Annotated in this window: 26 protein-coding genes; 11 read left to right on the top strand and 15 right to left on the bottom strand. The window is 41.8% G+C overall.

The annotated features are described in order from the left end of the window. The first annotated feature begins 20 nt into the window (after nt 1-20). The 3 genes from C9J46_RS07160 (at nt 21) to tldD (ending at nt 6,275) form a co-directional block, all read left to right on the top strand. Nucleotides 21-3,884 (top strand): YhdP family protein, encoded by a 3,864-nt coding sequence (locus C9J46_RS07160; protein ID WP_233217713.1) that lies wholly within the window; start codon nt 21-23, stop codon nt 3,882-3,884. A 107-nt stretch (nt 3,885-3,991) separates the two neighbouring features. Continuing rightward, on the top strand, nt 3,992-4,810 hold the full coding sequence (locus C9J46_RS07155; protein WP_107290700.1) for a carbon-nitrogen hydrolase family protein: 819 nt from the start codon (nt 3,992-3,994) through the stop codon (nt 4,808-4,810). 19 nt (nt 4,811-4,829) lie between these two features. Beyond that, the gene (gene tldD / locus C9J46_RS07150) at nt 4,830-6,275 is read left to right on the top strand and encodes a metalloprotease TldD (RefSeq protein ID WP_107206524.1); all 1,446 of its coding nucleotides are present in this window, start codon (nt 4,830-4,832) and stop codon (nt 6,273-6,275) included. A gap of 103 nt (nt 6,276-6,378) precedes the next feature. On the opposite strand, the gene yjgA is transcribed toward tldD, so the two are convergent. Then, the gene (yjgA, locus tag C9J46_RS07145) at nt 6,379-6,903 is read right to left on the bottom strand and encodes a ribosome biogenesis factor YjgA (protein ID WP_107290699.1); all 525 of its coding nucleotides are present in this window, start codon (nt 6,901-6,903) and stop codon (nt 6,379-6,381) included. Nucleotides 6,904-7,016: 113 nt separating this feature from the next. Here yjgA and pmbA point away from each other — a divergent pair, with 113 nt between their 5' ends. Next, nucleotides 7,017-8,360: a metalloprotease PmbA gene (pmbA, locus tag C9J46_RS07140; RefSeq protein ID WP_105061026.1), complete on the top strand. Its 1,344-nt coding sequence runs from the start codon at nt 7,017-7,019 to the stop codon at nt 8,358-8,360. 87 nt (nt 8,361-8,447) lie between these two features. Here pmbA and mgtE read toward each other — a convergent pair whose 3' ends face one another. From mgtE to C9J46_RS07085, 11 genes are all read right to left on the bottom strand, one after another. Next, on the bottom strand, nt 8,448-9,809 hold the full coding sequence (gene mgtE / locus C9J46_RS07135) for a magnesium transporter (RefSeq protein WP_107206526.1): 1,362 nt from the start codon (nt 9,807-9,809) through the stop codon (nt 8,448-8,450). A gap of 289 nt (nt 9,810-10,098) precedes the next feature. Beyond that, nucleotides 10,099-10,371, bottom strand: coding sequence for an HPr family phosphocarrier protein (locus C9J46_RS07130; protein ID WP_107206527.1), 273 nt, complete (start codon nt 10,369-10,371; stop codon nt 10,099-10,101). Next, nucleotides 10,368-11,219: an RNase adapter RapZ gene (rapZ, locus tag C9J46_RS07125; protein ID WP_107260235.1), complete on the bottom strand. Its 852-nt coding sequence runs from the start codon at nt 11,217-11,219 to the stop codon at nt 10,368-10,370. Before rapZ ends, C9J46_RS07130 begins: the two co-directional genes overlap by 4 nt. A 39-nt stretch (nt 11,220-11,258) precedes the next feature. Next, complete coding sequence (gene ptsN / locus C9J46_RS07120; RefSeq protein ID WP_107206529.1) at nt 11,259-11,708, bottom strand: PTS IIA-like nitrogen regulatory protein PtsN; 450 nt, start codon at nt 11,706-11,708, stop codon at nt 11,259-11,261. A 2-nt stretch (nt 11,709-11,710) separates the two neighbouring features. Continuing rightward, complete coding sequence (gene hpf, locus C9J46_RS07115) at nt 11,711-11,998, bottom strand: ribosome hibernation promoting factor (protein ID WP_005371137.1); 288 nt, start codon at nt 11,996-11,998, stop codon at nt 11,711-11,713. Between the two features lie 35 nt (nt 11,999-12,033). Further along, complete coding sequence (locus tag C9J46_RS07110; RefSeq protein ID WP_107206530.1) at nt 12,034-13,503, bottom strand: RNA polymerase factor sigma-54; 1,470 nt, start codon at nt 13,501-13,503, stop codon at nt 12,034-12,036. Nucleotides 13,504-13,576: 73 nt separating this feature from the next. Beyond that, a complete protein-coding gene (lptB, locus tag C9J46_RS07105) occupies nt 13,577-14,302 on the bottom strand; it encodes an LPS export ABC transporter ATP-binding protein (protein WP_005371141.1) in 726 nt (241 codons plus the stop codon). A 9-nt stretch (nt 14,303-14,311) separates the two neighbouring features. After that, complete coding sequence (gene lptA, locus C9J46_RS07100; protein WP_107206531.1) at nt 14,312-14,818, bottom strand: lipopolysaccharide transport periplasmic protein LptA; 507 nt, start codon at nt 14,816-14,818, stop codon at nt 14,312-14,314. After that, entirely contained in the window at nt 14,799-15,362 is a 564-nt protein-coding gene (gene lptC / locus C9J46_RS07095) for an LPS export ABC transporter periplasmic protein LptC (protein WP_107206532.1), read from the bottom strand. Before lptC ends, lptA begins: the two co-directional genes overlap by 20 nt. Nucleotides 15,363-15,424: 62 nt before the next feature. Beyond that, nucleotides 15,425-16,396: a KpsF/GutQ family sugar-phosphate isomerase gene (locus tag C9J46_RS07090; protein ID WP_107206533.1), complete on the bottom strand. Its 972-nt coding sequence runs from the start codon at nt 16,394-16,396 to the stop codon at nt 15,425-15,427. Between the two features lie 14 nt (nt 16,397-16,410). Then, nucleotides 16,411-17,370, bottom strand: a complete 960-nt coding sequence (locus C9J46_RS07085) for a calcium/sodium antiporter (RefSeq protein WP_107206534.1) — start codon at nt 17,368-17,370, stop codon at nt 16,411-16,413. Between the two features lie 519 nt (nt 17,371-17,889). Here C9J46_RS07085 and mlaF point away from each other — a divergent pair. The 7 genes from mlaF to murA are packed head-to-tail and all read left to right on the top strand — an operon-like array spanning nt 17,890 to nt 22,561. After that, on the top strand, nt 17,890-18,690 hold the full coding sequence (gene mlaF, locus C9J46_RS07080) for a phospholipid ABC transporter ATP-binding protein MlaF (protein WP_107206535.1): 801 nt from the start codon (nt 17,890-17,892) through the stop codon (nt 18,688-18,690). A gap of 57 nt (nt 18,691-18,747) precedes the next feature. Next, nucleotides 18,748-19,530, top strand: a complete 783-nt coding sequence (mlaE, locus tag C9J46_RS07075; protein WP_107206646.1) for a lipid asymmetry maintenance ABC transporter permease subunit MlaE — start codon at nt 18,748-18,750, stop codon at nt 19,528-19,530. A gap of 57 nt (nt 19,531-19,587) precedes the next feature. After that, nucleotides 19,588-20,067 carry an outer membrane lipid asymmetry maintenance protein MlaD gene (gene mlaD / locus C9J46_RS07070; RefSeq protein WP_005371156.1) on the top strand — a complete coding sequence of 160 codons (480 nt, stop codon included), beginning with the start codon at nt 19,588-19,590 and terminating at the stop codon, nt 20,065-20,067. 8 nt (nt 20,068-20,075) lie between these two features. After that, nucleotides 20,076-20,711, top strand: coding sequence for a phospholipid-binding protein MlaC (mlaC, locus tag C9J46_RS07065; RefSeq protein WP_107206536.1), 636 nt, complete (start codon nt 20,076-20,078; stop codon nt 20,709-20,711). Continuing rightward, nucleotides 20,708-21,025, top strand: a complete 318-nt coding sequence (locus C9J46_RS07060; protein WP_199187038.1) for a lipid asymmetry maintenance protein MlaB — start codon at nt 20,708-20,710, stop codon at nt 21,023-21,025. Before mlaC ends, C9J46_RS07060 begins: the two co-directional genes overlap by 4 nt. Nucleotides 21,026-21,044: 19 nt before the next feature. Next, complete coding sequence (gene ibaG, locus C9J46_RS07055; protein ID WP_005371165.1) at nt 21,045-21,299, top strand: BolA family iron metabolism protein IbaG; 255 nt, start codon at nt 21,045-21,047, stop codon at nt 21,297-21,299. 11 nt (nt 21,300-21,310) lie between these two features. After that, complete coding sequence (gene murA / locus C9J46_RS07050) at nt 21,311-22,561, top strand: UDP-N-acetylglucosamine 1-carboxyvinyltransferase (RefSeq protein WP_105061019.1); 1,251 nt, start codon at nt 21,311-21,313, stop codon at nt 22,559-22,561. A gap of 82 nt (nt 22,562-22,643) precedes the next feature. Here murA and degS read toward each other — a convergent pair whose 3' ends face one another. From degS to zapG, 3 genes are all read right to left on the bottom strand, one after another. Then, a complete protein-coding gene (degS, locus tag C9J46_RS07045; RefSeq protein WP_107206537.1) occupies nt 22,644-23,726 on the bottom strand; it encodes an outer membrane-stress sensor serine endopeptidase DegS in 1,083 nt (360 codons plus the stop codon). Nucleotides 23,727-23,855: 129 nt separating this feature from the next. After that, nucleotides 23,856-25,238 carry a Do family serine endopeptidase gene (locus tag C9J46_RS07040; protein ID WP_107290698.1) on the bottom strand — a complete coding sequence of 461 codons (1,383 nt, stop codon included), beginning with the start codon at nt 25,236-25,238 and terminating at the stop codon, nt 23,856-23,858. A gap of 112 nt (nt 25,239-25,350) precedes the next feature. Next, nucleotides 25,351-25,809 (bottom strand): Z-ring associated protein ZapG, encoded by a 459-nt coding sequence (zapG, locus tag C9J46_RS07035; protein WP_107206539.1) that lies wholly within the window; start codon nt 25,807-25,809, stop codon nt 25,351-25,353. Nucleotides 25,810-25,975 lie beyond the last annotated feature (166 nt).

Genomic DNA, 25,975 nt, shown 5'->3' with positions numbered 1-25,975 from the left:
GGGAAGAGTCAGTGAACCGTATGGTGGCAAAAACCTTACGTGGTGTATTGTGGTTAGTGGTTATTGTTGCAGTAACATTGGCTATTTTGATCAGTACTCTCCGCTTTTCTCTTCCTCACCTTGACCATTATCGTCAGCCAATAGCGCAGTGGCTTTCTCAGCAAACACATACCCAAATATCGGTAGAAAATATTGATGGGCGCTGGCTACAATCGGGGCCCGAAATAAAATTTAACCAATTATCGGTGGCTGAAAATAATCATTCAGCACCATTAGTGAAGGTTGGGCAAGCCGAGATCTATTTAGATTTCTGGCAGTCAGTGCTGACATTTAGACCCGTCTTTAAACATGTCCAAATTGAGCAATTCGATTTAGATATTACACAACTTCCACGTCGTGCTTCGAAACCCTCTTCTGATATTTCTTTTGTTAAACGGTTAGAGCAATTTTTTTTCACGCGTATTGATAATGTGACATTAAAAAACGCGACGGTTACCGTTCCTTCTCCTTCAGGTAAAGCATTACATCTAGCGGTTACACAACTTAACTGGCGCAATGAGGGAGGGCATCATTTTGCTCAAGGTTCCGTTGGATTGATTAATAGTCCATTAGGCCAAGTTGAAGTAAAAGCAGACATTACCGAACAAGGTGGTTTGTCTAGTGTGAATGGAACGCTATATCTCAAAGGAAAAAACATTTCGGTCACACCATGGTTAAATAAAAAATTTACCGGTGTCGCTGATATTTCAGACAGTAAATTGAGTATGCAAGCGTGGTTATCGTTAGATCAAGGCACGATAAGTTCAGCGATGATCCAACTTGCCAAAAGTCATATTGATTGGACGACCCAACATAAATCACACCAAATTGTTATTAACGGTGGCGTTGTTGCGCTAAAGCCCACCTTCGATAAACAGCAACGCGTATGGCGGATTGATACCGAGCAATTTGATATAGCTACCGATAAGATATCGTGGCCTAAATTTGATATCGCAGCGCAATTTTCACTTAATAAGCAATGGCAGCCTGTAAATTGGAAAGCCGCACTGACCAATATCAAATTAGATCGATTACTACCATTGCGATCTTTTTTACCCAAGTCGAATAGTATTACGGAAGCGATCACTGCGTTACAACCGACAGGGCTGGTGACAAAAATTCGGGTTGCTGGCGAGCAAGATAAGCCGCTCCATTTTTCATTAAATCTTGATGATTTAGCATTTAAACAGTGGCAGTTACTACCTGGTATTAATAAGCTAAATGCGCGTATTGCTGGTGATACAACACAAGGTGCAGTGAAAATTCGAGTCGATGATGATGCTCTGCCTTATGGTAAGGTTTTTCCGAAACCATTAAACATCAATGACGCGACGATTGATGCATATTGGAAACATGATAATCAAGGCACCAGTTTATGGAGTGATAAACTGAGTGTGGCCACCCCAGATCTCAATGCAAAAGGGCAATTTAGACTCGATTTTTATCAAAAATCGCCTGCATGGTTGGCTTTTTATGGTGAAGCGTCGGTTAAAGATGCTGGGCAAACATGGCGTTATTTACCTCGACCAGCGCTTGGTAATAAATTAACCCATTATCTAGCTACCGCGATAAAAGGCGGTACGGTGAAAGACGCTGAACTGCTCTGGTTTGGTCCTTTAAACACATTTCCTTATCCTAATCATGATGGTGTCTTTGAAGTTAAAGTCCCACTGAAAAAAGCAAAATTTCAGTTTGATCCTGATTGGCCATTATTAACAGATCTCAATCTTAATTTAGGCTTTAAAAATGATCGTATGACGATTGATGCCAGTCATGTAAAAACGTTATCAGCCGTTGGCTCTAATGTGGTTGGTGGGGCAAAATTAGCCCCTGATGGGCATTTGAAACTAGCATTTGATCTTGCCGCTAGTGGCAAAGATGTTACAGAGTACATGTTGAAAACGCCATTAGCCGATTCTGTAGGGAGCGCATTACAAACAGTGAGGGTGAATGGGCCTGTTACAGCTAAATTAACCCTTGATATACCTTTTGACGGCAGTGATGTGGATGCGAAAGGTCAGGTGTTTTTTAAAAATAATCGTATCGATTTACGAACACCAGCTCTGACTGTTGATAATACTTACGGTAGTTTAACCTTTGATAATGCCAAAATTAGGGCTGAAGACTTAAGCGGTAAATTATTTGATCAACCGATTAGGCTTGGATTTACGGGTAATAATGTTGCAAACAATCATTATCGAGTAAATGTTGATGTGGCTGGTGATTGGCAAGTCGCTCGATTGCAGCCTTATATTCCTAAACAGTTATTGCATTATCTTTCAGGAACCAGTGATTGGAAAACAAATGTCCAGGTAGATTTAGAAGGTGATTATTTTACTTACAAAGTAAAAAGTCTATTACCTCTTACCCACATTAAGAGTGATTTACCCTATCCGTTATCTTATCAACCTAAGCTCAATCAATCGCAGTTTATGACGGTGAATGTTGATGGCAATGCACAAAGCTTTAATGGGCAACTTCAGATGCCTGATGCGGCTTATCAAGCACGTGTGAACCTTATTGATGGAAAACCACAATTAGCAGCCAGTGATTTGATGATTGGTAAAAAAGAGATTCAGTCATCATTAGGTATTGGACATGTGGTGAATATCGATACTAAGGCATTCAATGTTGATTCGTGGATCGCTTTTGCGAATAAGTGGCAACAATCAAACACCAATAAAAGCCATGGTAATGAGGGGATTGTATGGCCGATTCCAAGCAAGATAGAGGCAAAAGTTAAGCAGTTAACCTTGGGCGGGTTAGTGTGGAATGATGTTAATTTGCATGTCAAACATGGTCATCAGTGGTCCGCGAAATTAGAGAGCCGACAAGCTGAAGGCTATATTACTTGGGATCAGAAAAATACGGTGAATGCGATCTTTAAATCCCTTCATCTTAACTTTCCACAATTAGATAAAAAGTCAGTTACTCAGCAGCAAGCTGATATTACTAAAAAAGTGCCTCCTCTATTATCTCCGATAGTCACAGCGCTAGATCGTAAGGTAATGGCTGCGATCCCTGCTATTAAACTTACGATATCGGATGCATGGCTACAGGGCTATCGATTAGGGCAAGTCAATGCTGTACTTGAGAAGTCCTCAAATCAATTAACGTTGAAAACGTTCAATATTAATGCTGGTAATATCAAATTAGATGCTAATGGACGTTGGTATTTTAAAGATAACCTTAATCATTCGGCGTTAAGTTTCATGGTGAAAGGTGACAATAGCTCCGATTTATTAGGTCGCTTTGGTATTGAAGGTGGCGTGCAAGATGCATCGTTTGATACGAGTATTTCAGCCTCATGGCAAGGATCACCTTGGGTGATGGATCGCCGAACATTAAATGGCAAGGTGAAAACAGATATTGGCAAAGGGCTAGTCAGTGGCGCATTTGGTGCAGGACGATTGCTTGGCCTGTTTAGTTTAGATTCTATTATTCGAAAAATGCAGCTCGATTTCTCGGGGGTATTTGATAATGGCTTAGCGTTTAACTATATCAAAGGAACAGGAACAATTAAGCAAGGCACCTTTTATAGTAACGATATCAAGATGCAAGCATTAGCCGGTGATATGTACATTAAAGGTAAGGTTGATCTGGTGAATGAAAAGGTCGATGCAAATGTGAAGTTTATTCCTGACTTTACCTCGGGCTTACCTGTTTTAACCGCTTTTGCTGTTGCGCCACAAACAGCGTTATATGTGTTAGCTATTTCAACGGTGTTATCACCCGTGTTAGATGTGATCACTCAGGTTAATTATCAAGTAACGGGTTCGATTGAAGCTCCGAACGTTGTAGAGCGCTCACGCTTATCTGGTGAGTATACTGTGCCTGATGAGTAAGCTAAATGAATGGGTTGCGTTAATTTTTATCAGTGGTACAACAAAGAGATAGTAATAAATACGTTATATGTTGAGTATAACAAGTGTATAGGCCCAGGGAGAAGGTCATGGCGAAGATTGGTTTAGTACAAATGAATTCGGGAGCCGATCCTGAACATAATCTCACTAAATTAAAAAAGAAAGTGAAAGGGCTTCAGCTACAAGGGGCTAAATTGGTTGTTACTCCTGAAAATACCTTAGTTTTTGGTAGTAAAGCAGATTACCAGAAATGGGCTGAACCTCTCAATGACGGCCCATTTCAAAAAGAATTATCAGCATTAACTGAAAAGTTAGGCATTTGGCTTTTACTGGGCTCAATGCCTATCTTACAACCCGATGGTTCAATCACATCAACCAGCTTGTTATATAACGATAAAGGCCAACTCCAAGAACATTATAATAAGCTGCATATGTTCGATGTCGATGTTGCCGATAAACACCGTAGCTATCGAGAGTCTGATACTTTTAAAGCGGGTGATGAGCTTAAAGTCGTAAAAACACCGTATGGCAATATCGGGATGTCGATTTGCTATGATGTAAGATTTCCATTGCAATATAGTGCATTACGCGCACAAGGTGCTGATATTATTGTTGTGCCCGCAGCGTTTACTAAGTTAACAGGTAAAGCGCATTGGGAAGTATTATTACGAGCTCGTGCTATTGAAACTCAGTGTTGGGTGATTGCCGCTGCACAATGGGGCGAGCATAATGAAGGGCGAGAAACATGGGGCCACTCAATGATTATTGATCCTTGGGGGCAAATTGTTGCCTGTCAGCAGCAAGGCACCGGTGTTCTGACTGCCAATATTGATTTACAATTATCTGAGAAGATCCGCGCCAACATGCCTGTTGCTGAACATACTAAATTTTATGTTCAACCGTGCTAAATAATTTAAGAGCAAATTAATGACCCTTAACACCGTAGAAAATACCATGCTAGACCAATCAGGTCTTGGCCGTGATGAACTGCATAATATCCTTGGGCTAATTGCAGCAAGAGATGTGGATTATGCCGATATTTATTTCCAATCTTGCTGGCATGAGTCGTTAGTACTGGAAGACAGTATTATTAAAGATGGTTCGTTTAATATCGATCGTGGTGTAGGTGTACGTGCGGTTGCTGGCGAGAAAACAGGTTTTGCATATTCTGATCAAATAAACCTATTGGCATTAACGCAAAGTGCCAAAGCGGCACGTGGTATTGTGCGCCAAGGGGGAAGTGGCAAAGTACAAACTTTCAGCCCACTAACACCATCAGGTATTTATGCCCCTATTAATCCATTAGGCAGTCTTGATAAATTCCAAAAAATTGCATTACTGGAAGAAATTGATCGTTATATTCGTACTAAAGAGCCATTAGTCACGGAAGTGTCGGTTAGCATCAATGGTGTCTATGAAGAGGTGTTAGTTGCCGCGCTTGATGGCACTTATGCGGCAGATATTCGCCCGCTTGTTCGTTTATCTATCAGTGTTCTGGTTGAAAAAGGCGATAAACGTGAGCGTGGTAGTGCGGGTGGCGGTGGTCGTTACGGTTATGAAATGTTCTTAACTGAAACCGATGGTAAAAGCCAAGCATTGTATTTTGCTGATGAAGCTATCCGCCAAGCATTGATTAACCTAGAAGCAGAGGCAGCCCCTGCAGGTACCATGCCGGTGGTTTTAGGAGCTGGTTGGCCTGGCGTGTTGTTACACGAAGCTGTCGGCCATGGCCTTGAAGGCGACTTTAACCGTAAAGGTTCATCGATGTTCTCTGGTCAGTTAGGTGAGCAAGTCACATCACCGTTATGTACCATTGTCGATGACGGTACACTGGTTGATCGTCGTGGCTCTATTAACATTGATGATGAAGGCACACCTTCACAATACAATGTGCTGGTGGAAGGCGGTAAGCTAAAAGGCTACATGCAAGATAAGCTTAACGCACGTCTAATGGGCGTAGCGCCTACTGGTAATGGTCGTCGTGAGTCATATGCGCATTTACCTATGCCTCGCATGACAAACACTTACATGCTGCCAGGTGAGCATACACCGGAAGAAATTATTTCCAGCGTGAAGAAAGGCATCTACGCCCCTAACTTCGGTGGTGGTCAGGTTGATATCACATCGGGGAAATTTGTATTCTCTGCATCAGAAGCTTACTTAATTGAAAACGGTAAGATCACTCGTCCAATTAAAGGCGCAACTTTAATTGGTAGCGGTATTGAAGCGATGCAGCAAGTTTCTATGGTTGGTAATGACTTAGATATCGACCGTGGTGTGGGTGTGTGTGGTAAAGCGGGACAAAGTGTACCTGTGGGTGTTGGTCAGCCAACCCTGAAAATTGATTCAATGACAGTAGGCGGCACTGAGTAAATCTTCTCGCACGTCTATTTGATAAAGAAAAAGCCAGCATGAATAATTCCTGCTGGCTTTTTTTATTTTTACTTTATCACAACGAAAAGAGGTGAGTGATCACTTAGTCTGCTAGGTATAAAGATTTTAAGTATTGGAAAATTTCACGGTAAGCCTTACCTGGCTTCTCTTGTGATTTTTCTTTTGTTGCTTGGCGAACAAGCTGGCGTAAATGTTGGCGATCAGCATCTGGGTGATCGACTAAGATAGCATTGATCATGCTATCGCCATTTTCGATTAACTTATCCCGTTTTAGCTCAAGCTTTTTCAGCGCAACAGTATGCTGAGAGTGCTTATTACGTAATTTATCGAGTGCCGCTTGGATTGGTTCAATGTCGATAAAGCGCATTTGCTTACCGATATATTGAAGTTGACGACGACGTGCTTCTTTATTAAAGCGCTGAGCGTCTTTAATTGCATCCATCATTTCGTCATCAAGAGGCATCTTAGCGAGTGCATTAGGTGTTAATTCAACTAACTCTTCACCAATTTTTTGTAGCGCATCCATGTCGCGTTTCATCTCGGATTTACTTACCCAGATGATTTCTTCTTCTTCATCCCAAGGGGCTTTCTTGTTTTTACGGCTCATAATGGGCTCACTAACACTATCAATAGCTCTATTTTATCAGTTTAATAACGATTTTGGGCGTAAATTACATTATTCTATAACCAATAAGCAAAACTCTAACCTTAAGTGATTGTATGGACGTAAGAGAACAGGTAGCCCAGCAGCGTGTTGAACTGGAAGCTGCGGTTGCGAAAGCACTGGAAGTCGCCGGTAAACAAGCGGATGCCGCCGAAGTAGCCATTAACAAAACAACAGGGATCAGTGTCTCTACACGTATGTGTGATGTTGAGAATGTTGAATTTAATAGTGATGGCGCATTAGGGATCACTGTTTATCGCGGAAATCGCAAAGGCAGCGCATCAACTTCTGATTTAAGTGAATCAGCAATTGCTCAGACAGTAGCAGCCGCACTGGATATTGCTAATTACACTTCAGAAGATCCTTTTGCAGGGCCAGGTCCGAAAGAATTAATGGCACGTGATATTCCTGATTTGGATTTATTCCATCCAGATGAGCCAGAGCCCGATCGCGCAGCCGCGATTGCTATTGCTGCAGAAGAAGCCGCATTAGCTTATGATCCTCGAATTAAACAAAGTGATGGCGCAAGCTATGATAGCCATTACGGTGTCCGTGTTTATGGAAACAGCCACGGCATGTTGGCAAGTTATGCCTCAAGTCGTCACAGCATCAGTTGTTGTGTGATAGCGGAAGGTAAAAATGGTGAGATGGAGCGAGATTACAGCTACACCACTTCACGTTTAGCCTCTGAGATGTGGACACCAGAGCGTGTGGGTCGCCATGCAGCTGAGCGTACAGTGGGGCGTGTTGATGCGCAGAAACTGACAACCCGTGAAGCGCCTGTGATGTTTGCAGCGGATATTGCCACAGGCTTGTTTGGTCACTTAGTGATGGGGATCAGTGGTGCTAATCTGTACCGTAAATCTTCTTTCTTGGTTGATAAGTTAGGTGAGCAAATTTTCCCTGAGTGGTTAGGTATTAGCGAGCGTCCACATATTTTACGTGGTATGGCGAGTACCCCGTTTGATAGCGAAGGTTTAGCCACTTATGACCGTGAAATCATTACCGACGGTGTGCTACAAACTTACTTATTGACCAGCTACGCTGCCCGTAAAATGAATATGCAGCCAACAGGTCATGCGGGTGGTATCCATAACTGGATGGTGAAATCGACCGGTGAGTCTTTTGAGCAAATGCTGAAGAAGATGGATCGAGGTTTATTGGTCACAGAGCTAATGGGTCAAGGCGTGAATATCGTAACGGGTGATTACTCGCGTGGTGCAGCGGGTTTCTGGGTTGAGAATGGTCAAATTCAATATCCAGTGTCTGAAATTACGATTGCCGGTAATTTAAAAGATATGATGCAGAATATCGTTGCTATTGGTAATGATACTGAAACTCGCAGTCAGATCTTAACTGGCTCGATGTTATTAGATTCAATGAAGATTGCTGGTGAGTAATTTTTGCTAAATTGATTAAAACGAAAAGCCCGAATCAACATGATTCGGGCTTTTTTTATTTATTCATATTACAGGAAAGGGCTATTTTTAGGGGGTAATGAAGATAGTCGCAAGACCAAGGAATACCATTAAACCGACAATATCAGTACATGTCGTTAATGCCATACCGCCAGCTAATGCTGGATCGATCTTGAGTTTTTTCAATCCAATCGGGATCAATACACCCGCAACACCGGCAACAAATAAGTTAGCAAGCATTGCGCCGGCCATAATAGCACCTAGCATTAAACTGCCTTTCCAAACAACGACAACCGCACCGATAATTAACGCCCATATAAAGCCATTGATTAAACCAACACGGGCCTCTTTACTTAGTAGCCAGCGGGTGTTGGTATCACCGATGTGACCGACAGCTAAACCACGAATAACCAGAGCAACGGTTTGGTTACCAGCAACGCCACCCATTGAGGGAACGATAGTCATCAATACAGCAACAGTAGCCATCTGTTGTAAAGTGTTTTCAAACATGTTGGAAACAGAGGCTGCAGCGAGTGCTGTTAATACGTTAACACCTAACCAAATACTACGACTTTTGGCTGATTTTAAAACTGGCGCAAAGGTATCTTCGTCATCGTCCATACCCGCCATACTCATCATTGAGTGTTCGGCTTCTTCACGAATGAGATCGACCACGTCATCGATAGTAATACGACCAAGTAATAGATTATTTTGATCGACAACAGGTGCTGAAACCCAGTTACGACGTTCAAACAAATTGGCGATTTCACTGTCAGGCATATCGACAGGAATGGCTTCATCTGCATCTTCCATCACATCTTTGATTTCAATATCAGGCTGTGTCGTAATTAGTGTAGCAAGAGATAAATGGCCTATTAAGGTTTCGTTGCTATCAACGACATATAAAGCATCTGTCGCTTCAGGTAACTCGCCTCGCATACGCAAATAACGTAAGACAACATCAGCGGTAACATCACCACGAATGGTGATGAAGTCGGTACTCATCATACCGCCAGCAGTATCTTCAGGGTACGCGAGCGCTTTCTCGATACGATGACGGTCAGTGCTATCCATTTGCGCCAGTACTTCTTGATAACGTTCATCAGGAAGACTACGCAGTACATAAGCGACATCATCGCTTTCCATCCCCTCGGTCACAGCAGCCAGTTTCTCTGGCTCCATTTGCGAGACGATACCATCTTTTACATCTTCAGATAGTTCATCAAGGATTTCACCTTGCTCTTCAGGATCGGTCAGTTGCCATAGTACTTGACGTTCTTTCGGAGGAGAGGCTTCCAACAGATGTGCAATATCTTCCGGCTCCATTTCTTGAAGGAGTCGGCGAACATGGACAAACATGCCATTTTCTAATGCAGTATTAACTTCTTGGAGTCGTTGATGGGTTTGATCTTGTTCTAATACATCCGCCATAGGTATTAGGCCCACTTATATTTTGATGGCGCAATAAGTTGAATTTTAACGTAATCACCTAGCTTTTGTCTCACATGTTTTACGTATAATGAGCAGATTTATCCTTCTCACATATATCACATACACAATTACTCGGTTATTTAACGGAAAGTTATCACCAGTTGCCTACAGAGTTATTAATAATAGCGATAATTAAAGCAGAATTTCAGATTTAGTTGTCAATGACACATGAGAAAATCATTTAAAGTGTAATTGAAAAGTGAGTAGCATTGAGTCTTAAACGTAATGTTTAATTTTCTTCATCAAACCCGGCTTCAATTAAAGCGGAAATAGCGTTAAGTGCTGAGACTTCGTCTAAACCTTCAGCACTTACCATGATTTTTTGTCCTTGCGCAGAATCAAGCATTAAAAGCCCCATGACACTGTCAGCAGTGGCTGATACATCAGCATTACTCACGGTGATCACTGCGGTAAAGCTTTGTGCTAGTTCAACCAGTTTAATTGCCGCGCGTGCGTGTAAGCCGAGTCGGTTTTTAATAAATAATTCGCGTTGGACAGTCATTGTTTTTCTTCTAATGTGCGGTGACGAACTTGGACTTGTTGACCGTGGTGTTCAAAGTAGTCAGCAAGAGATTGCGCAATATAGACAGAACGATGTTGGCCGCCAGTACAACCAATGGCTACCGTGACATAGCTGCGGTTGTTTTTTTCAAGCATTGGGAGCCAACTTTCTATGAAATTACGAATTTGGTAATTAAGTTGATTCACTTCACTTTGGCTGGAAAGAAAATCTTTTACTTCTTGATCTAGCCCTGTTTGGGGTTTGAGTTCAGGTACCCAATGAGGGTTGGGTAAAAAGCGAACATCAAATACATAATCGGCATCTGAAGGTAAACCATGCTTAAAGCCAAATGATTCAAAAACAAGAATCAGCTCTTTTGCTTCTCGACCTAATACGCGAGCACGAACGGTTTCACTTAAATCATGAATGGATTTATTTGTGGTATCGATAACTAAATCAGCGTGCTCTTTTAAATCACCTAATATGGCACTTTCAGAGGTAATCGCTTGCTCTAGAGTCATATTTTGCCGAGATAAAGGATGTAAGCGACGAGTTTCGCTATAACGTTTAACTAACTCTTTATCATCAGCATCGAGAAAAACAACGTTAACATCAACATCGTTCTCAAGTGATTTGAGAATACGCTGTATTTCACCTGGCTGCTGAGGCATGTTACGTACATCAATACTGACTGCTATATCTTGCTCAGTATGGGCAATGTCTTTGACAAATTGCGGCAGTAGAGTAACCGGTAGATTATCGACACAGTAATAGCCGAGATCTTCAAGCACACGCAAGGCGACAGATTTTCCTGAACCAGAACGGCCACTTACAACCATTAACATCATGGTTTATTTACCTCGGTAATTGGGATATGGAGTAAAAGCTCACGATTCATCGGTAAGGATATGATACAGCTCTTGATCGCTAGTTGCATGACGCAGTTGTTTACATACTTGCTTGTTACCTAGCTTTTCAGCCATGCTTGCAAGTGTTTTTAAATGCTCTTTACATTGCTCTTCTGGTACAAACAGCGCAAACAGAAGATCAACGGGCTGATTATCAATTGCGTCAAAATCAATCGGTTCTTGGCATTGAATCAGTACGGCAATGGCTTGATCGCTATTACTGATACGTCCATGAGGGATCGCAATACCATTACCAATACCTGTAGTCCCCATCTTTTCACGATTGAGCATACATTCGAATAGTGGCTGTGGGTTTTGATCGAGATGAGCGGCAGCTATCTCACTAATGAGTTCTAGCGCGCGTTTTTTGCTGGAGCAAGGGACTGCACTTTTAGTGCAGTCCAGGCTCAATACATGACTAAGTTGCATAGTTAGTGGCTGTTGAGCTTATCTTTGTGTTTGTTTAATTGACGGACGAGTTTATCAGTCAATTCATCAATCGCAGCATACATATTTTCAGAATCCGCTTTTGCGTGGATTTCCCCTGCGTTAATATGTAGTGTAGCTTCAGCGATCTGTTGAAGCTTTTCAACATTAAGTATTACTTGGACATTGTTTATTTTATCGAAGAAGCGCTCAAGTTTTTCAAACTTGGTCGTGACATATTCACGAAGAGAATCGGTTACATCAACATGGTGCCCTGTAATATTGATTTGCATAGACATCTTCCTTTTGTTGGATCTGACCTGTTAATCTAGATCAGACGTTTTCGCTGGTTCGACGGCGGAATACCTAAGGATTCACGGTACTTAGCGATAGTCCGCCTTGCTACCATAATGCCTTGCTCGGCTAGTAGTGTCGCAATTTTGCTGTCACTTAATGGCTTCGCTTGGTTTTCTGCTGCAACAAGTTTCTTCACCAGTGCGCGGATGGCAGTAGACGAACATTCGCCACCATTATCCGTACTGACATGACTTGAGAAGAAGTATTTCAATTCAAAAATACCTCGAGGTGTATGCATATATTTTTGCGTTGTGACTCGAGATATGGTGGATTCATGCATTTCTACGGCAAGGGCGATGTCATTTAATACCATGGGTTTCATCGCTTCTTCGCCATATTCAAAGAAGTCTTGCTGATGTTCGACAATGCAGCGAGCAACTTTGAGTAATGTTTCATTTCGACTTTCTAAACTTTTGATCAGCCATTTAGCATCTTGCAGATGAGTACGAATAAATTGGCTATCTGCACTATTACGGGTATTTTTGCTTAATGCTGCATATTGTTCATTGACTTTAATACGTGGCACGCTGTCAGGGTTGATAGTGACTACCCATTTGCCGTGATCTTTAAACACAGAGACATCTGGTACCACATATTCGGTGTCTGAATGAATAACACGATTGCCTGGACGCGGATCGAGCGAATGGATCAACGCCATTACGGCTTTTAAATCGGCTTCTTTTAGTTTGGTTTCACGCATCAGTTGTCGATAATCACGATTGCCTAAAAGAGCAATATGATCAGACAGTAGCATTTTGGCTTCAGTGAGCCACTGGGTCTCTTTTGGGTAGGTAGCCAGTTGCAATAACAAGCATTCTTGCAAATTACGAGAAGCGACACCGAGAGGGTCAAATTGTTGTACGCGTTTTAATACCGCTTCAACTTCATCTAGCTCAAGTTCATCATCATCAAAACTCTCTAGAATATCTTCTGCAGAGCAGGATAAATATCCTTTTTCATCAACAGCATCAATGATAGCTGTTGCAATGGCAAGATCAGTTTCACTAAATGGGGTTAGCTGAACTTGCCACATTAGGTAGTCTTGTAACGATTCCGTGGTTTCCCCTTGATAGGCAGGAATATCATCGTCAAGTGCAATGCCCGTACTGCCTGTTCCTGCGCTATAAACATCATCCCAAGTCGTATCGACGGGGAGTTCTTCTGGCATTTCATTGGTATCGATAACATCGGCGGTGTCAAAGCTTTCAATATCATCAATATTGTCAGAGGCATCGTCTGTTGAAGATTCTGTCGCAGCTTTATCATCGTTTGTCGAAAGATCTTCATTTTCTTCCAGCTCTAGCAATGGATTTCCATCTAGGGCTTCTTGAATTTCCTGTTGGAGATCCAAAGTAGATAACTGCAGCAGGCGAATAGCTTGCTGTAGCTGCGGCGTCATGGCCAGTTGTTGGCCTAGCTTAAGCTGGAGCGAAGTTTTCATTAACGTAGATATACCTTGTCGTTATTATTTTTATGCTGTGGCTTTTTCTTCAATAGCAGACCTATGTAATGTGTTATAAGCGGAATTGGTCACCTAAGTACACGCGCTTAACATGCTCATCGTTGAGAACATGCTCAGGTGTACCGTTAGCGATTAACTGTCCTTGACTTACGATATACGCATGCTCACAGACATCAAGTGTTTCCCTTACATTATGGTCTGTTATTAAGACGCCAAGCCCACGATCACGTAAATGTTCAATGATCTTTTTGATGTCGATCACAGAGATGGGGTCAACACCAGCAAATGGCTCATCAAGTAAAATAAATTTAGGGTTTGCGGCTAATGCTCGTGCAATTTCAACACGGCGTCGCTCACCACCTGATAATGATTGGCCAAGACTGTTACGGATATGCTGGATGTTAAACTCATCCAATAAATCTTCTGCTTTGTCTTGGCGCTCTTCTTTCGTTAATTCTTTGCGCGTCTGGAGTACCGCCATCAAGTTATCATAAACGCTTAAGCGGCGGAAAATCGATGCTTCTTGAGGTAAATAACCGATACCCATACGTGAACGGTTATGCATGGGCTGTAGGCTGATATCGTCACCATCAATGGTGATCACACCTTCATCTCGTGCAACTAAACCTACAATCATATAAAACGATGTCGTTTTACCTGCCCCGTTAGGTCCTAATAGACCGACGATTTTTCCAGATTCAACCTCAAGGCTAACATCAGAAACAACTTTACGTCCGTTATAGCTTTTTGCGAGGTGTTCTGCTTTTAGAATAGCCATAGATACTGTTTATTTCTTGTTATTGTTCAATTGATTTGGTTGGATGACGGTAGTTACGCGCTCTTTGTCGCCACTTTTTGCAACCAAACGTTGTTCATCGATCTTATAAGTGATGACATTACCTTTGATTTCACTGCCATCTTGTATTAAGACCGCGTGATCCGTCATTTTCAAAAATTCTGTTTTTGTGTCATAGCGCATTTTTAATGCTTCGCCATCAATAGGCTTACCATCATCCATAATTTGATGGAAGGTGGCAGGGTTACCATAAGCAACAATAGTTTGCTCTTTGGCGTTGCTATTTGGGCGTGTTACAACAACTTTATCAGCATGAATATCAATTGTGCCCTGACGTAATCTTACATTGCCAGTAAAGGTTGCAATGTTATTTTTTACATCAAGTTCTTGGCTATTCGAGCTGATATTAATCGGTTGTTTAGTATCACTTTTTAATGCCCAAGACGATGTGCTAACACACAATAAGCATAGTAGAGCACTAGTTTTCAGTCGGTTCATATCTACTTTTCACATTTTTTAAGAGTTTAGCGACTTTACGTTTCATATTACCCGTCATACCTTCACCTTGGTTTTGGAAGGCGGGGCCTATAATCATGACATGGTCTTGAGTATTAAAATCTTGAGTTTCAATATTCAATTGCAAGTTATCTGTTTTGATCACTTGGATATCTGAATCGGGTAATAAGTTAAACATACGAACATTGCCATGAAGATTCAGTACCTTATTTTTATCTAAGATAGCGGTATTGGAGCTGATCCGCCATTCTGCATTCTTACCTTCCTTAAATACCCACAATACAGGTTTTACAAAATCGGTCTCACCACTTTTTTCAAAGTATTCAAGATGATCTGAATCGATTTGATAACTACGAATACCTGTGGGGTCAAAGGTTGTATTACTGATATCGTTACCAATGAACATTGGCTTTTCATCATCAGGTTTTACTTGATGATCTTGTTGCCACTGTTGTTCAAGTTGGTTGTAGCCTAACCATGCACAAAATATTACCAGAAGTACATAGAGTAGCCTTTTTAAAGTCATAGACTTAAGCCTTTATCATGTTTCATTGTTCTAATTCGTTACGCGTTATACTGAGTATGCTACTACATCACGCCTGCTTTTAATAAATCATGCATGTTTAATGCACCAACCAGTTGAGCGTTTTCAGTCACAAGCAACCCATTGATTTTACGATCTTCCATTATTTTTAACCCTTCAGCTGCGAGCAGTTGAGGAGAAATGGTTTGCGGGTTACAAGACATCACATCACCGATACTCGTATTGTGGATATCAATATGGTTATCGAGTAAACGGCGTAAATCACCATCGGTAAATATCCCGCTAAGTTGTTGCTTATTATTAACGATAGCCGTCATGCCTAAGCCTTTTTTTGAGATTTCTAGCAAGGCATCTTTAATGCTGGCTGTTTCTTCAATAATAGGCAGCATTTTACCGGTATGCATGACATCCGCGATACGCATTAATAATTTTCGTCCAAGTGCTCCTCCTGGATGAGACAAAGCAAAATCATCTGCCGTAAATCCACGTGCTTCCATAACTGAAATTGCTAATGCATCACCCATCACAAGTGTTGCTGTCGTACTTGAGGTTGGTGCTAGATTTAATGGGCAAGCTTCTTTATCTACAGTGATCTGTAAGTTGATAACGGCCATTTTTGCCATACTGGACGTTGGCTTGCCTGTCATGCTGATCATGGGAATTCCCAATCGTTTAATAACAGGCAGTAACGCTAAAATTTCAGCTGCTTCGCCAGAGTTAGAAATTGCGATCACAACATCTTCTTGTTTGATCATGCCTAAATCACCATGGCTTGCTTCACCAGGATGTACGAAAAAGGCAGGTGTACCGGTACTCGCCAGTGTTGCTGCTAGTTTTCTACCAATATGACCCGATTTACCCATTCCCATCACAATGACTTTGCCTTGGCAATCGAGTACCAGCTGACAGGCTTTATTAAAGCTATCATTAATATATCGGCTGATGTTTTGTAATGCTTGAATTTCAATATCCAGCACTTTTTTGCCATGACTAGAAAAGTCAAAGGAGCGAGACATCTGATTATTCTCCATTATGCGGAAATATTTAAGAATAGGTAAGCTTGGTAAGCAATAAAGCACAGTACCAAAAGACCGCCTTCAACACGATTGATTCGACGACGTTTACCTAATGCCATTAATAATAACAATACAGACAGTCCGAGCATGACATAAAAATCACGCCCCATCGCAAGAGGACTTAATACTGATGGGTTTAGCAGCCCAGGTATACCCATTACTGCTAAAATATTAAAGACATTGGAGCCGATGATATTACCTACCGCCATATCATCTTCACCCTTGTAAATACTCGCGATAGAAGCGGCAAGCTCAGGCAAACTGGTACCAACAGCAATGATCGTTAAACCAATCACTAAGTCACTCATGCCGTAGTGTTTAGCAATAACTACGGCTGACTCTACTACCATATCAGATGAGTAAAGCAGTAAACCTAAACCAATAAAGACCCAGATAATAGCGGATGAGTTTTTAACGCCGGTTGGGATCTCAGCTTCTTGCTCTTCAGCAAGAGGATCGTTTTTGCTCGACTTGCTGATTTTTAACATCGCAAGTAAAAACAGGACAAAAAGCACGGCAAGAAAAGCGCCTTCCATTCGGCCTAAATAATTATCCCACAGTAAGAGGCCAGCAATAACGGTCACGCCTAACATTAGCGGTAATTCACGGCGAATAATGGTTGAACTGATTGATAGTGGCTTCAACATTGCCGTTATACCTAAAATCAGAGCAATATTGGCGATATTAGAGCCAAGCACATTACCTACTGCTGTATCGGTTTTACCTGCAAGTGCTGCGGTCGCTGAAACCATCATTTCGGGTGCCGAAGAGCCCATTGCCAGTATTGTCATACCGATAACAAGTGGCGCAACACCAAAATTTTTAGCCAGTGCTGCAGCGCCATATACTAATCGATCGGCACTCCATACTAATAACACTAACCCTACACAGAGCAATACAATGGCTTCGAGCATTCTAATCCCTTTTAAAAATGGCACGTTAAAAACGAGTACAGTAAATCTAGCGTTGAATCGCTTTTGATATTAGGCCGTAATTTTGACGGTTAGCAAAGCAAAAGGGAAGTATAACAAATGACTAATTCTCTCTATTGTGAACATTTATGAGGGAAAATAACAATCACGATGAATTTATCATGATGGATTGTAAAGCCTTGCTATTTTTAGGGATGATACAAGTATTTGAATAGCGTTCAATTGTTAAGTTAAAATAATACAAGAAAAGGTTAATAAGAATCGTTATCCAAGTAGTTGGCGTTTAAAATAACAGCAATACGCCTTAACACTGTAACAATAGATGAGATATGAACCGACTAACTTGAGTTGATGTTTTATTCTCCTTATTATCCTTAGCTATAATGGTTTTCACGCGATAAATATGATTTTTCCTGTGGCTAAGCCATAATGTATTGATTTTTAATAATAATTAGTGTTTTTCATGAGAAATTACCAGTAATTAGAGGCGAATACGAAGCAATGGCTAAAAGCGATATACTGATTTCGATTAAAAACCTAACATTTTCTCGTGGAGAACGATTCATTTTTGATGATATTTCCCTTGATGTGCCACGAGGAAAAGTAACCGCAATTATGGGACCTTCGGGCATAGGTAAAACAACATTACTCCGTTTAATTGGTGGTCAAATTGTGCCAGATAACGGCGAAGTATGGTTTGATGAGTGGAATATCCCAACCTTAAAACGCAGTGATTTATATCAAGCTCGTAAACGAATGAGTATGTTGTTTCAATCGGGCGCGCTTTTTACTGATATGAACGTTTTCGACAATATTGCATTTCCGTTGCGGGAACATACCGATTTACCTGACGATTTATTGCGTAGTTTAGTGTTACTGAAATTAGAAGCAGTAGGGTTACGTGGTGCGGCGCAATTGATGCCGAATGAGTTATCTGGCGGTATGGCACGTCGAGCGGCCTTAGCTCGTGCCATTGCTCTTGATCCTGAATTAATGATGTATGACGAACCTTTTGTCGGACAAGATCCCATTACGATGGGCGTGTTAGTTCAATTAATCAGTAGTCTCAATAAAGCATTAGGTATGACATCAGTCGTCGTTTCTCATGATGTACCCGAAGTGATGAGTATCGCTGATCATGTTTACTTACTATCAGGTGGTAAAATTATTGGCAGTGGTAGCCCTCAAGAATTACGAGAAAATCCAGATCCTCGCGTACGTCAGTTCTTAGACGGAGATGCTGATGGCCCCGTTCCTTTTAAGTTTCCAGCGCAGCCATTAGAGCAAGATTTATTTGGTTAAGCGTTATTCACGATGCGTGTCATGCGCATCTGTTATTCGATGGATTACGAGCAAAAAATGATTGTTGATGCGATAGCTGATTTAGGGCGAAGTGGTATTGAAAAATGCCAAACAATGGGCCGAGCAACGTTAATGTTGTTTGGCGCATTGGTGAGTAAGCCTCAGCCAAGAAAAATGTTTCCGTTATTAATAAAGCAACTGTATTCAGTTGGTGTTTTATCAATAGCGATTATTCTTGTTTCAGGTTTGTTTATCGGCATGGTGCTGAGTTTACAAGGTTACCTTGTACTGGCTGACTTTGGTGCCGAAACGAGCTTAGGACAAATGGTTGCATTGTCTTTACTACGCGAATTAGGTCCGGTAGTGACAGCACTGTTGTTTGCTGGGCGAGCAGGATCTGCACTTACCGCTGAAATAGGTTTAATGAAAGCCACTGAACAGCTTTCAAGTATGGAAATGATGGCGGTTGATCCGCTGCGTCGAGTGATTGCACCACGTTTTTGGGCTGGTGTTATCTCAATGCCATTATTAGCACTGATGTTTAGTGTTGTAGGTTTATGGGGGGCGCAAATTGTTGGCGTTGATTGGAAAGGGATTGATTACGGTAGTTTCTGGTCGGTCATGCAATCGTCAGTGAACTTTAGTTATGACATAGGGAACAGCATTATTAAGGCTGTTGCTTTTGCTATAACGGTAACCTGGATTGCGGTATTTAATGGTTATGATGCCGTTCCTACTTCTGAAGGGATCAGCCGAGCAACGACACGAACAGTGGTGAATTCATCACTGGCGGTATTGGGCTTAGATTTTATTTTGACTGCACTGATGTTTGGTAGCTAATTCGTAAAGAAACCAACATGGTCTTAGTGTGACAAAACAAATTAAATGGATAAAAGCATGCAACAAAATAAACGTTTAGAACTGTGGGTTGGCATTTTTATGTTAGCCGGAATTGCAGCATTATTAGTATTAGCTTTCAAAGTTGCTAACCTACAAAGCTTTGGTAGTAATGAAAGTTACACATTAAAAGCCCATTTCGATAATATCGGTGGTTTAAAAGTCCGCTCTCCCGTGAAGGTCGGTGGTGTAACCGTCGGTGAAGTGACAGCTATTAACCTTGATAAAGAAACCTATATTCCGATGGTTACGTTATCGATTAACAAAAAATTTGGTTATTTCCCTGAAACGAGCTCGGCTTCAATTTTAACATCTGGCCTTTTAGGTGAGCAGTATTTAGGTATTTCCCCTGGGTTCGTTGATGACGATGTCGAGATGCTACATAACGGCGATCTTATTGAAGACACGAAATCTGCGTTAGTATTAGAAGATATGATAGGCCAAGTGCTATATAGCATTGGCGGTGACAAAAAAGACTAGGAGCACCAATGAAATTTTTACGATGCCTAATGCTGGCTTTTCTTGCCCTACCGATGTTGGTGCAGGCTGCAACAATCGATCAGACCAATCCATACACGATGATGGATAAAGTTTCTGTTCAGTTATTTAAAACCTTAAAAGCAGAGCAGCCGAAGATCCAAGCCAATCCAGAAGAGTTACGTATTATTGTTAAAAAAGAGCTATTGCCTTATATCAATACACGTTATGCCGCTTATAAAGTGTTGGGTTCAAATTTAAAGAAAACTACCGCAGAGCAGCGTGATGCATTCACGGAAGCGTTCACTGAATATTTAGTGGCATCTTATGCTCAGGTGTTAACGCAGTATACTGATCAGAAAATTCAGATTGAGCCTGCCAAAGCGGTTCCCGCAGATCGTAGTATCGTGTCAGTACGCGTTGATATTGTCGATAATCAACGCCCACCTATTCGTCTTGATTTTAAGCTTCGTTTAAATAAAAAGACAAAAGAATGGCAAGGATTTGACATGGTTGCTGAAGGAGTCAGTATGATTTCGACTAAGCAAAGTGAGTGGAGTGGTGAGCTTCGCACGAAGGGAATCGATGCGGTAACGCAAAACCTACGCGATCTTGCTGCTAAGCCAATTCAGATCGAGAAAAAATGATCATGTCTGAGGATAGGATCAAATGGCAAGCTCTCGGTAATGACCAATATTGCTTGTCAGGTTGTTTAGAACGTGACACAGTGCCAGCTTTTTGGCGACGTAGAAACGAGTGGGTACCTGATTCAAACAAGGTCTTGCTCGATCTAGGTGGTTTGAGTCGAGTCGACTCAGCTGGCATGGTGATGTTATTGCATCTTCACCAGCAATTAAGCAGCGCAGGATGTGACTTCACCCTGCTTAATGTGCCCGAGCAGCTAAAAACATTGTTACGCTTGAGCCATGTTGAACCCATTTTAGCCGCTAGCATGCAGTGAGCTTTAGAGAGGATAGCTTGTGGAAATCTCCGAGATTAAACAAATTTTAGAAAACGCCTTAGATCTTGATGAAGTGATTGTTAAAGGTGAAGGTAGTCACTACGAAGTTATTGCAGTGAGTACGATTTTTGACGGCATGAGCCGAGTGAAAAAACAACAAACTATTTATGGTCCGTTAATGGATCGAATTGCAGCAAACGACATTCACGCATTAAGTATCAAAACGTATACACCTGAAGAATGGATGCGTGATAAAAAGCTAATGTCGTTATAACGAGGTAAACGATGCAGAAGTTTCGTATTCAGGGCGGTGGTCCACTAAGCGGTGAAGTGTCAATTTCTGGCGCTAAGAATGCAGCATTGCCGATTTTATTCGCCGCTTTGCTTGCTGAAGAGCCTGTAGAAATTGCAAATGTTCCAAAATTACGTGATATCGATACGACAATGGAACTACTTTCTCGTTTAGGCGTAAAAGTATCACGTAATGGCTCAGTTCATATCGATGCAAGTGATGTGAATGAGTTTTGTGCTCCTTACGATTTAGTGAAAACGATGCGTGCTTCTATCTGGGCACTTGGCCCATTGGTTGCTCGTTTTGGTCAAGGTCAGGTTTCACTACCTGGCGGTTGTGCGATAGGCGCGCGCCCTGTTGATCTTCATATTGTAGGTTTAGAGCAATTAGGCGCAACAATCACGCTTGATGAAGGCTACGTGAAAGCGAGTGTTGATGGTCGCCTGAAGGGCGCACATATCGTGATGGATAAAGTCAGTGTTGGTGCAACAGTAACGATTATGTCAGCAGCAACATTAGCTGAAGGCACAACGGTTATTGAAAATGCAGCACGTGAGCCTGAAATTGAAGATACAGCTGCATTTTTAAATGCACTTGGCGCAAAAATTTCAGGTGCAGGTACTGCAACCATTACCATTGAAGGCGTTGAGCGTCTTGGTGGTGGTTACCACGAAGTGGTTGCTGACCGTATTGAAACGGGAACTTTCCTTGTTGCTGCTGCTGTTTCTGGTGGCAAGATTATGTGTCGTAATACCAAGCCTGAATTAATGGAAGCGGTATTAGCAAAGCTTGAAGAAGCAGGCGCTTTGGTTGAAACGGGTGAAGACTGGATCAGCCTTGACATGACAGGACGTGAGCTTAAAGCGGTCAATATCCGTACCGCGCCACATCCAGGTTTCCCAACAGACATGCAAGCGCAATTCTCACTACTGAACCTCATTGCCAAAGGCACAGGTATTATTACTGAAACGATTTTTGAAAACCGTTTCATGCATATTCCTGAGTTAATTCGTATGGGTGCTCATGCTGAGATTGAAGGTAACACTGTTATTTGTGGTGATACTGCAGGCTTAAGCGGTGCTCAAGTGATGGCAACAGATTTACGTGCATCAGCAAGCCTTGTGATTGCAGGTAGCATTGCGAAAGGTGAGACGATTGTTGATCGTATTTACCATATCGACCGTGGTTACGAGTTTATCGAGCAGAAGTTTAGCGCATTAGGTATGAACATCGAACGTATCTAAGATGTCTTATTTTTAAATAAGAAATGTCTAAACAAAAAAACGCCTCACATGTGAGGCGTTTTTTTATATTTGTTATGTGTAATTATCGCATCGGTTTATTCTCAGAGGCCGGGCGATTAGCCACCGTTACTGGAATGATCATGGGTTTACCATCACGTAGAATTTTTACATTCACATGCGTACCTGGGCGGATATCAGTAACAATATCTCTAACGCTTTGTACATTCGTGACTTGTTTACCTGCAATCTCGACCACGATATCATTTTTTTGAAAGCCAGCTTTTGACGCCGGGCCGTTAGGATCCATACCTTCTACGATAATGCCATTTACCTGATTGGCATCATACAGTCTTGCCATAACAGGGTTAATCTCACGCCCTTGAATACCAATCCAACCACGGATAACACGCCCATCAGCGATCAGCTTATTCATAATTTTGATGGTTAGTTGGTAAGGGATAGCAAATGAAATACCGTAGGTTTCAATATTCGTTGCTTGTTGGAAAGAAGCGGTATTAATACCAACGAGCTCTCCACGGGTATTGACTAATGCCCCACCTGAGTTACCACGGTTAATCGCGGCATCTGTTTGGAGAAAATCTTGTGGGCCATAAAAGCTCATGCCTGAACGCCCTGTTGCTGAAATAATACCAAAGGTTGTTGTTTGACCTAGATTATAGGGATTACCTATGGCAAGAACGACATCACCGACTGTCGCTTTGTAGTCTGGATTAACTGGGATCACGGGTAAATTATCAGCATTAATTTTCAAAACCGCGAGATCGGTTAATTGATCTAAGCCAATCAGTTGTGCGTTTAATATACGGCCATCTTGCAGTGCGACAATGACTTGATCCGCATTGGCGACAACGTGATAGTTCGTCACGATATAGCCTTTATCACTCATGATCACCCCCGATCCTAATCCTTGGGTGATTAACTCTGGCTCTGGTCGTGATTCATTATTTTCATAGCGACGGTTATAAATATTCACCACCGCAGGCGAAGCGCGTTTAACGGCGTAGTTAAATGATAAAGGGGCGGGCGCATCGTCTAATTGGGGTAAAGACACCGGTGATGATGGGCGCAAACTTGGTACAGCAACAAGTACAACACATGCTGTGATAAGGCCGAGCAAAATAGAACGACCAAGAAAAGCCAACATCAAGAGTCCTTAAAGTAATAAAGAGAGTGAGTGGCAAGAAGAATACCATTCATACTTAGAGAGACCAATAATAAAGTCAGAGCGCTGTTTCACCCTGACTTTATTTGAAGGTTAATGATAAACGTATTATTACCTAATGATCAGGTACAGGACGTTGTTTCCACGCTTGACCTCCATCGCAAGCACATCAGGTTTTGCTTCAAGTGCTTTACGAAGTTCACCGAGGTTATTTATCTTATTACGGTTAAGGCCAATAATAATGTCACCTTTTTTTAGCCCATAACGTGCAGCGATAGATCGCTCATCAAGCTTTGATACCTTAACCCCTTTGACTTTATCGCCAGCAACCGTATTGGTAAATTCAGCACCGGCTAGGCTAGGGTGGAGATTATCAGCCTTCACTTTGTTTTCACTCGCCGCTTTTAAGGTCACATTAACGGTTTGCTTTTTACCGTCGCGAATAATACCCAAAGTGAGTGCCTTGCCTGCGCCCATTGTCGCTATTTTCGCTCGTAACTCACTAAAGGTACGGATTGGGTTGCCGTTCACTTCGGTAATGATATCCCCCGCTTTCAGCCCTGCTTTTTCAGCAGAAGAGTCGGGCATGACTTGGTTAACAAATGCACCGTGGTTCGTTGAATACCCGAAGGTTTTAGCAAGCTCTGCGGTTAATTCTCCACCTTGAATCCCCAAAATCCCGCGTTTTACTTGACCAAATTCTAAGAGTTGATCAGTTAAGCTTTTCACCATATTGGAGGGAATAGCAAAGCCAATACCGACATTACCACCGTTAGGGCCTAAAATTGCGGTGTTAATACCAATTAACTCACCATTGAGATTAACTAATGCACCGCCTGAGTTACCACTGTTGATAGCAGCATCGGTTTGAATAAAGTTTTCAAAGTTTTCGACATTTAAGCCACTACGACCCAGTGCCGAGACAATTCCTGATGTTACCGTTTGACCTAAACCAAATGGGTTACCAATTGCGATAGCAAAATCACCGACACGTAACTTATCGGAGTTCGCCAGTTTTACTTCCGTTAAGTTTTCAGGTTTGTCTATCTGTAGTAATGCAATATCGGACATGCCATCACTACCAATAAGTTTGGCATCGATTTCGCGTCCATCAGAAAGTTGGACACTGATTTCATCTGCGCCATCAATAACATGATGGTTAGTGACGATATAGCCTTTCTTTGCATCAACAATAACCCCAGAGCCTAAACCTCTAAATGGACGCTCTTGGACTTGCTCTGAAGGAAAGTCTGGACCAAAAAAATAACGGAAAGATTCAGGTAAACGCTGCTTAGAAACATGCTTACCTTCAACAGCAATACTCACAACCGCGGGGGTGACTTGCTCCAACATTGGTGCAAGGCTTGGTATAGGTTGGTTATTAACAGAGGTGGGTAATGCTGCAGTTGCAGTTGCAGTTGCAGTTACTGGGGTAAGAGCAGAACTGATACCTAATGCTAACGCAGTAAGAACAAGAAAAGGCTTTTTAATCATTATTGAGCTCCAGTTTACAAGTAAAATTAAGACCTATAAAAAGAAGTCAAAGTTCACTTTCACTCACTCTTATTACGAATAAACAACAAGTGAAAGTGAATAAATGTGACAGTTAACTCGCTTTTGGCTCGGCATGTAGTTGAGCTTTTTCTTCTTCTGTTACTGCGGTGTTTTCACCGTTAAATAATCCCGTCGCGCCATTGGCATAATCGCGCGGTGCTTGCTCAACACTCTCATCTTCTTTTGGCCCGTCTTTCACCGTTTCTAAACTCGTGATGCGTTTTGCAAAAGGATTATCTTGTGCTGGAAGGTTTGGCATTAACTCGGTAGAAGTCTTCGCCATATGCTCATAAAGTTTGCTGTAATCTTTAGCAACATTGTCGAGTAAATCAGCACTGCGAGCAAAATGATCAACGAGTTCTTGGCGGAACTGTTCGAGCTCGTACTTTGACTTATCAAGCTCTTTTTTGAGTGTTTTTTGCTGTTTTACACTTTTGTTTGTTAGACGAACGGCAAGAGCACCAACTAAGATCCCTGCTAAAAATATAATAATGGCCCAAGTCATGGTCATGAATAAACTCCTTGTGACTTATACGAATATTCGTGTATCAATGTTTATCAACGATGGCTGTCACGTTACTATACCGTGAGGTTAAGCGACATGATACTCAATAAATATGATGTAAGAGTCATGAAGTGGCTCTGCCTCTCATAATTAGAGATAACTCACGGATGTA

It is taken from the genome of Photobacterium sp. GB-36 (assembly GCF_003026135.1).
GTDB lineage: Bacteria > Pseudomonadota > Gammaproteobacteria > Enterobacterales > Vibrionaceae > Photobacterium.
Note: the sequence above shows the minus strand (reverse complement) of the source record. Positions and strands in the feature narration are given on the sequence as shown.

What these genes read in the sequence shown, in the direction of transcription:
- C9J46_RS07130 (WP_107206527.1), bottom strand. Translation starts at nt 10,371, where the DNA reads ATGACTGTCCAACGCGAATTATTTATTAAAAACCGACTCGGCTTACAC.
- C9J46_RS07060 (WP_199187038.1), top strand. Translation starts at nt 20,708, where the DNA reads ATGATCATGTCTGAGGATAGGATCAAATGGCAAGCTCTCGGTAATGAC.
- C9J46_RS07160 (WP_233217713.1), top strand. Translation starts at nt 21, where the DNA reads ATGGTGGCAAAAACCTTACGTGGTGTATTGTGGTTAGTGGTTATTGTT.
- lptC (WP_107206532.1), bottom strand. Translation starts at nt 15,362, where the DNA reads ATGACTTTAAAAAGGCTACTCTATGTACTTCTGGTAATATTTTGTGCA.
- hpf (WP_005371137.1), bottom strand. Translation starts at nt 11,998, where the DNA reads ATGCAAATCAATATTACAGGGCACCATGTTGATGTAACCGATTCTCTT.
- mlaE (WP_107206646.1), top strand. Translation starts at nt 18,748, where the DNA reads ATGATTGTTGATGCGATAGCTGATTTAGGGCGAAGTGGTATTGAAAAA.
- tldD (WP_107206524.1), top strand. Translation starts at nt 4,830, where the DNA reads ATGACCCTTAACACCGTAGAAAATACCATGCTAGACCAATCAGGTCTT.
- C9J46_RS07155 (WP_107290700.1), top strand. Translation starts at nt 3,992, where the DNA reads ATGGCGAAGATTGGTTTAGTACAAATGAATTCGGGAGCCGATCCTGAA.
- C9J46_RS07040 (WP_107290698.1), bottom strand. Translation starts at nt 25,238, where the DNA reads ATGATTAAAAAGCCTTTTCTTGTTCTTACTGCGTTAGCATTAGGTATC.
- mgtE (WP_107206526.1), bottom strand. Translation starts at nt 9,809, where the DNA reads ATGGCGGATGTATTAGAACAAGATCAAACCCATCAACGACTCCAAGAA.
- ptsN (WP_107206529.1), bottom strand. Translation starts at nt 11,708, where the DNA reads ATGCAACTTAGTCATGTATTGAGCCTGGACTGCACTAAAAGTGCAGTC.
- lptA (WP_107206531.1), bottom strand. Translation starts at nt 14,818, where the DNA reads ATGAACCGACTGAAAACTAGTGCTCTACTATGCTTATTGTGTGTTAGC.
- yjgA (WP_107290699.1), bottom strand. Translation starts at nt 6,903, where the DNA reads ATGAGCCGTAAAAACAAGAAAGCCCCTTGGGATGAAGAAGAAGAAATC.
- mlaD (WP_005371156.1), top strand. Translation starts at nt 19,588, where the DNA reads ATGCAACAAAATAAACGTTTAGAACTGTGGGTTGGCATTTTTATGTTA.
- lptB (WP_005371141.1), bottom strand. Translation starts at nt 14,302, where the DNA reads ATGGCTATTCTAAAAGCAGAACACCTCGCAAAAAGCTATAACGGACGT.
- pmbA (WP_105061026.1), top strand. Translation starts at nt 7,017, where the DNA reads ATGGACGTAAGAGAACAGGTAGCCCAGCAGCGTGTTGAACTGGAAGCT.
- zapG (WP_107206539.1), bottom strand. Translation starts at nt 25,809, where the DNA reads ATGACCATGACTTGGGCCATTATTATATTTTTAGCAGGGATCTTAGTT.
- mlaF (WP_107206535.1), top strand. Translation starts at nt 17,890, where the DNA reads ATGGCTAAAAGCGATATACTGATTTCGATTAAAAACCTAACATTTTCT.
- degS (WP_107206537.1), bottom strand. Translation starts at nt 23,726, where the DNA reads ATGTTGGCTTTTCTTGGTCGTTCTATTTTGCTCGGCCTTATCACAGCA.
- rapZ (WP_107260235.1), bottom strand. Translation starts at nt 11,219, where the DNA reads ATGATGTTAATGGTTGTAAGTGGCCGTTCTGGTTCAGGAAAATCTGTC.
- C9J46_RS07110 (WP_107206530.1), bottom strand. Translation starts at nt 13,503, where the DNA reads ATGAAAACTTCGCTCCAGCTTAAGCTAGGCCAACAACTGGCCATGACG.
- C9J46_RS07085 (WP_107206534.1), bottom strand. Translation starts at nt 17,370, where the DNA reads ATGCTCGAAGCCATTGTATTGCTCTGTGTAGGGTTAGTGTTATTAGTA.
- murA (WP_105061019.1), top strand. Translation starts at nt 21,311, where the DNA reads ATGCAGAAGTTTCGTATTCAGGGCGGTGGTCCACTAAGCGGTGAAGTG.
- C9J46_RS07090 (WP_107206533.1), bottom strand. Translation starts at nt 16,396, where the DNA reads ATGTCTCGCTCCTTTGACTTTTCTAGTCATGGCAAAAAAGTGCTGGAT.
- mlaC (WP_107206536.1), top strand. Translation starts at nt 20,076, where the DNA reads ATGAAATTTTTACGATGCCTAATGCTGGCTTTTCTTGCCCTACCGATG.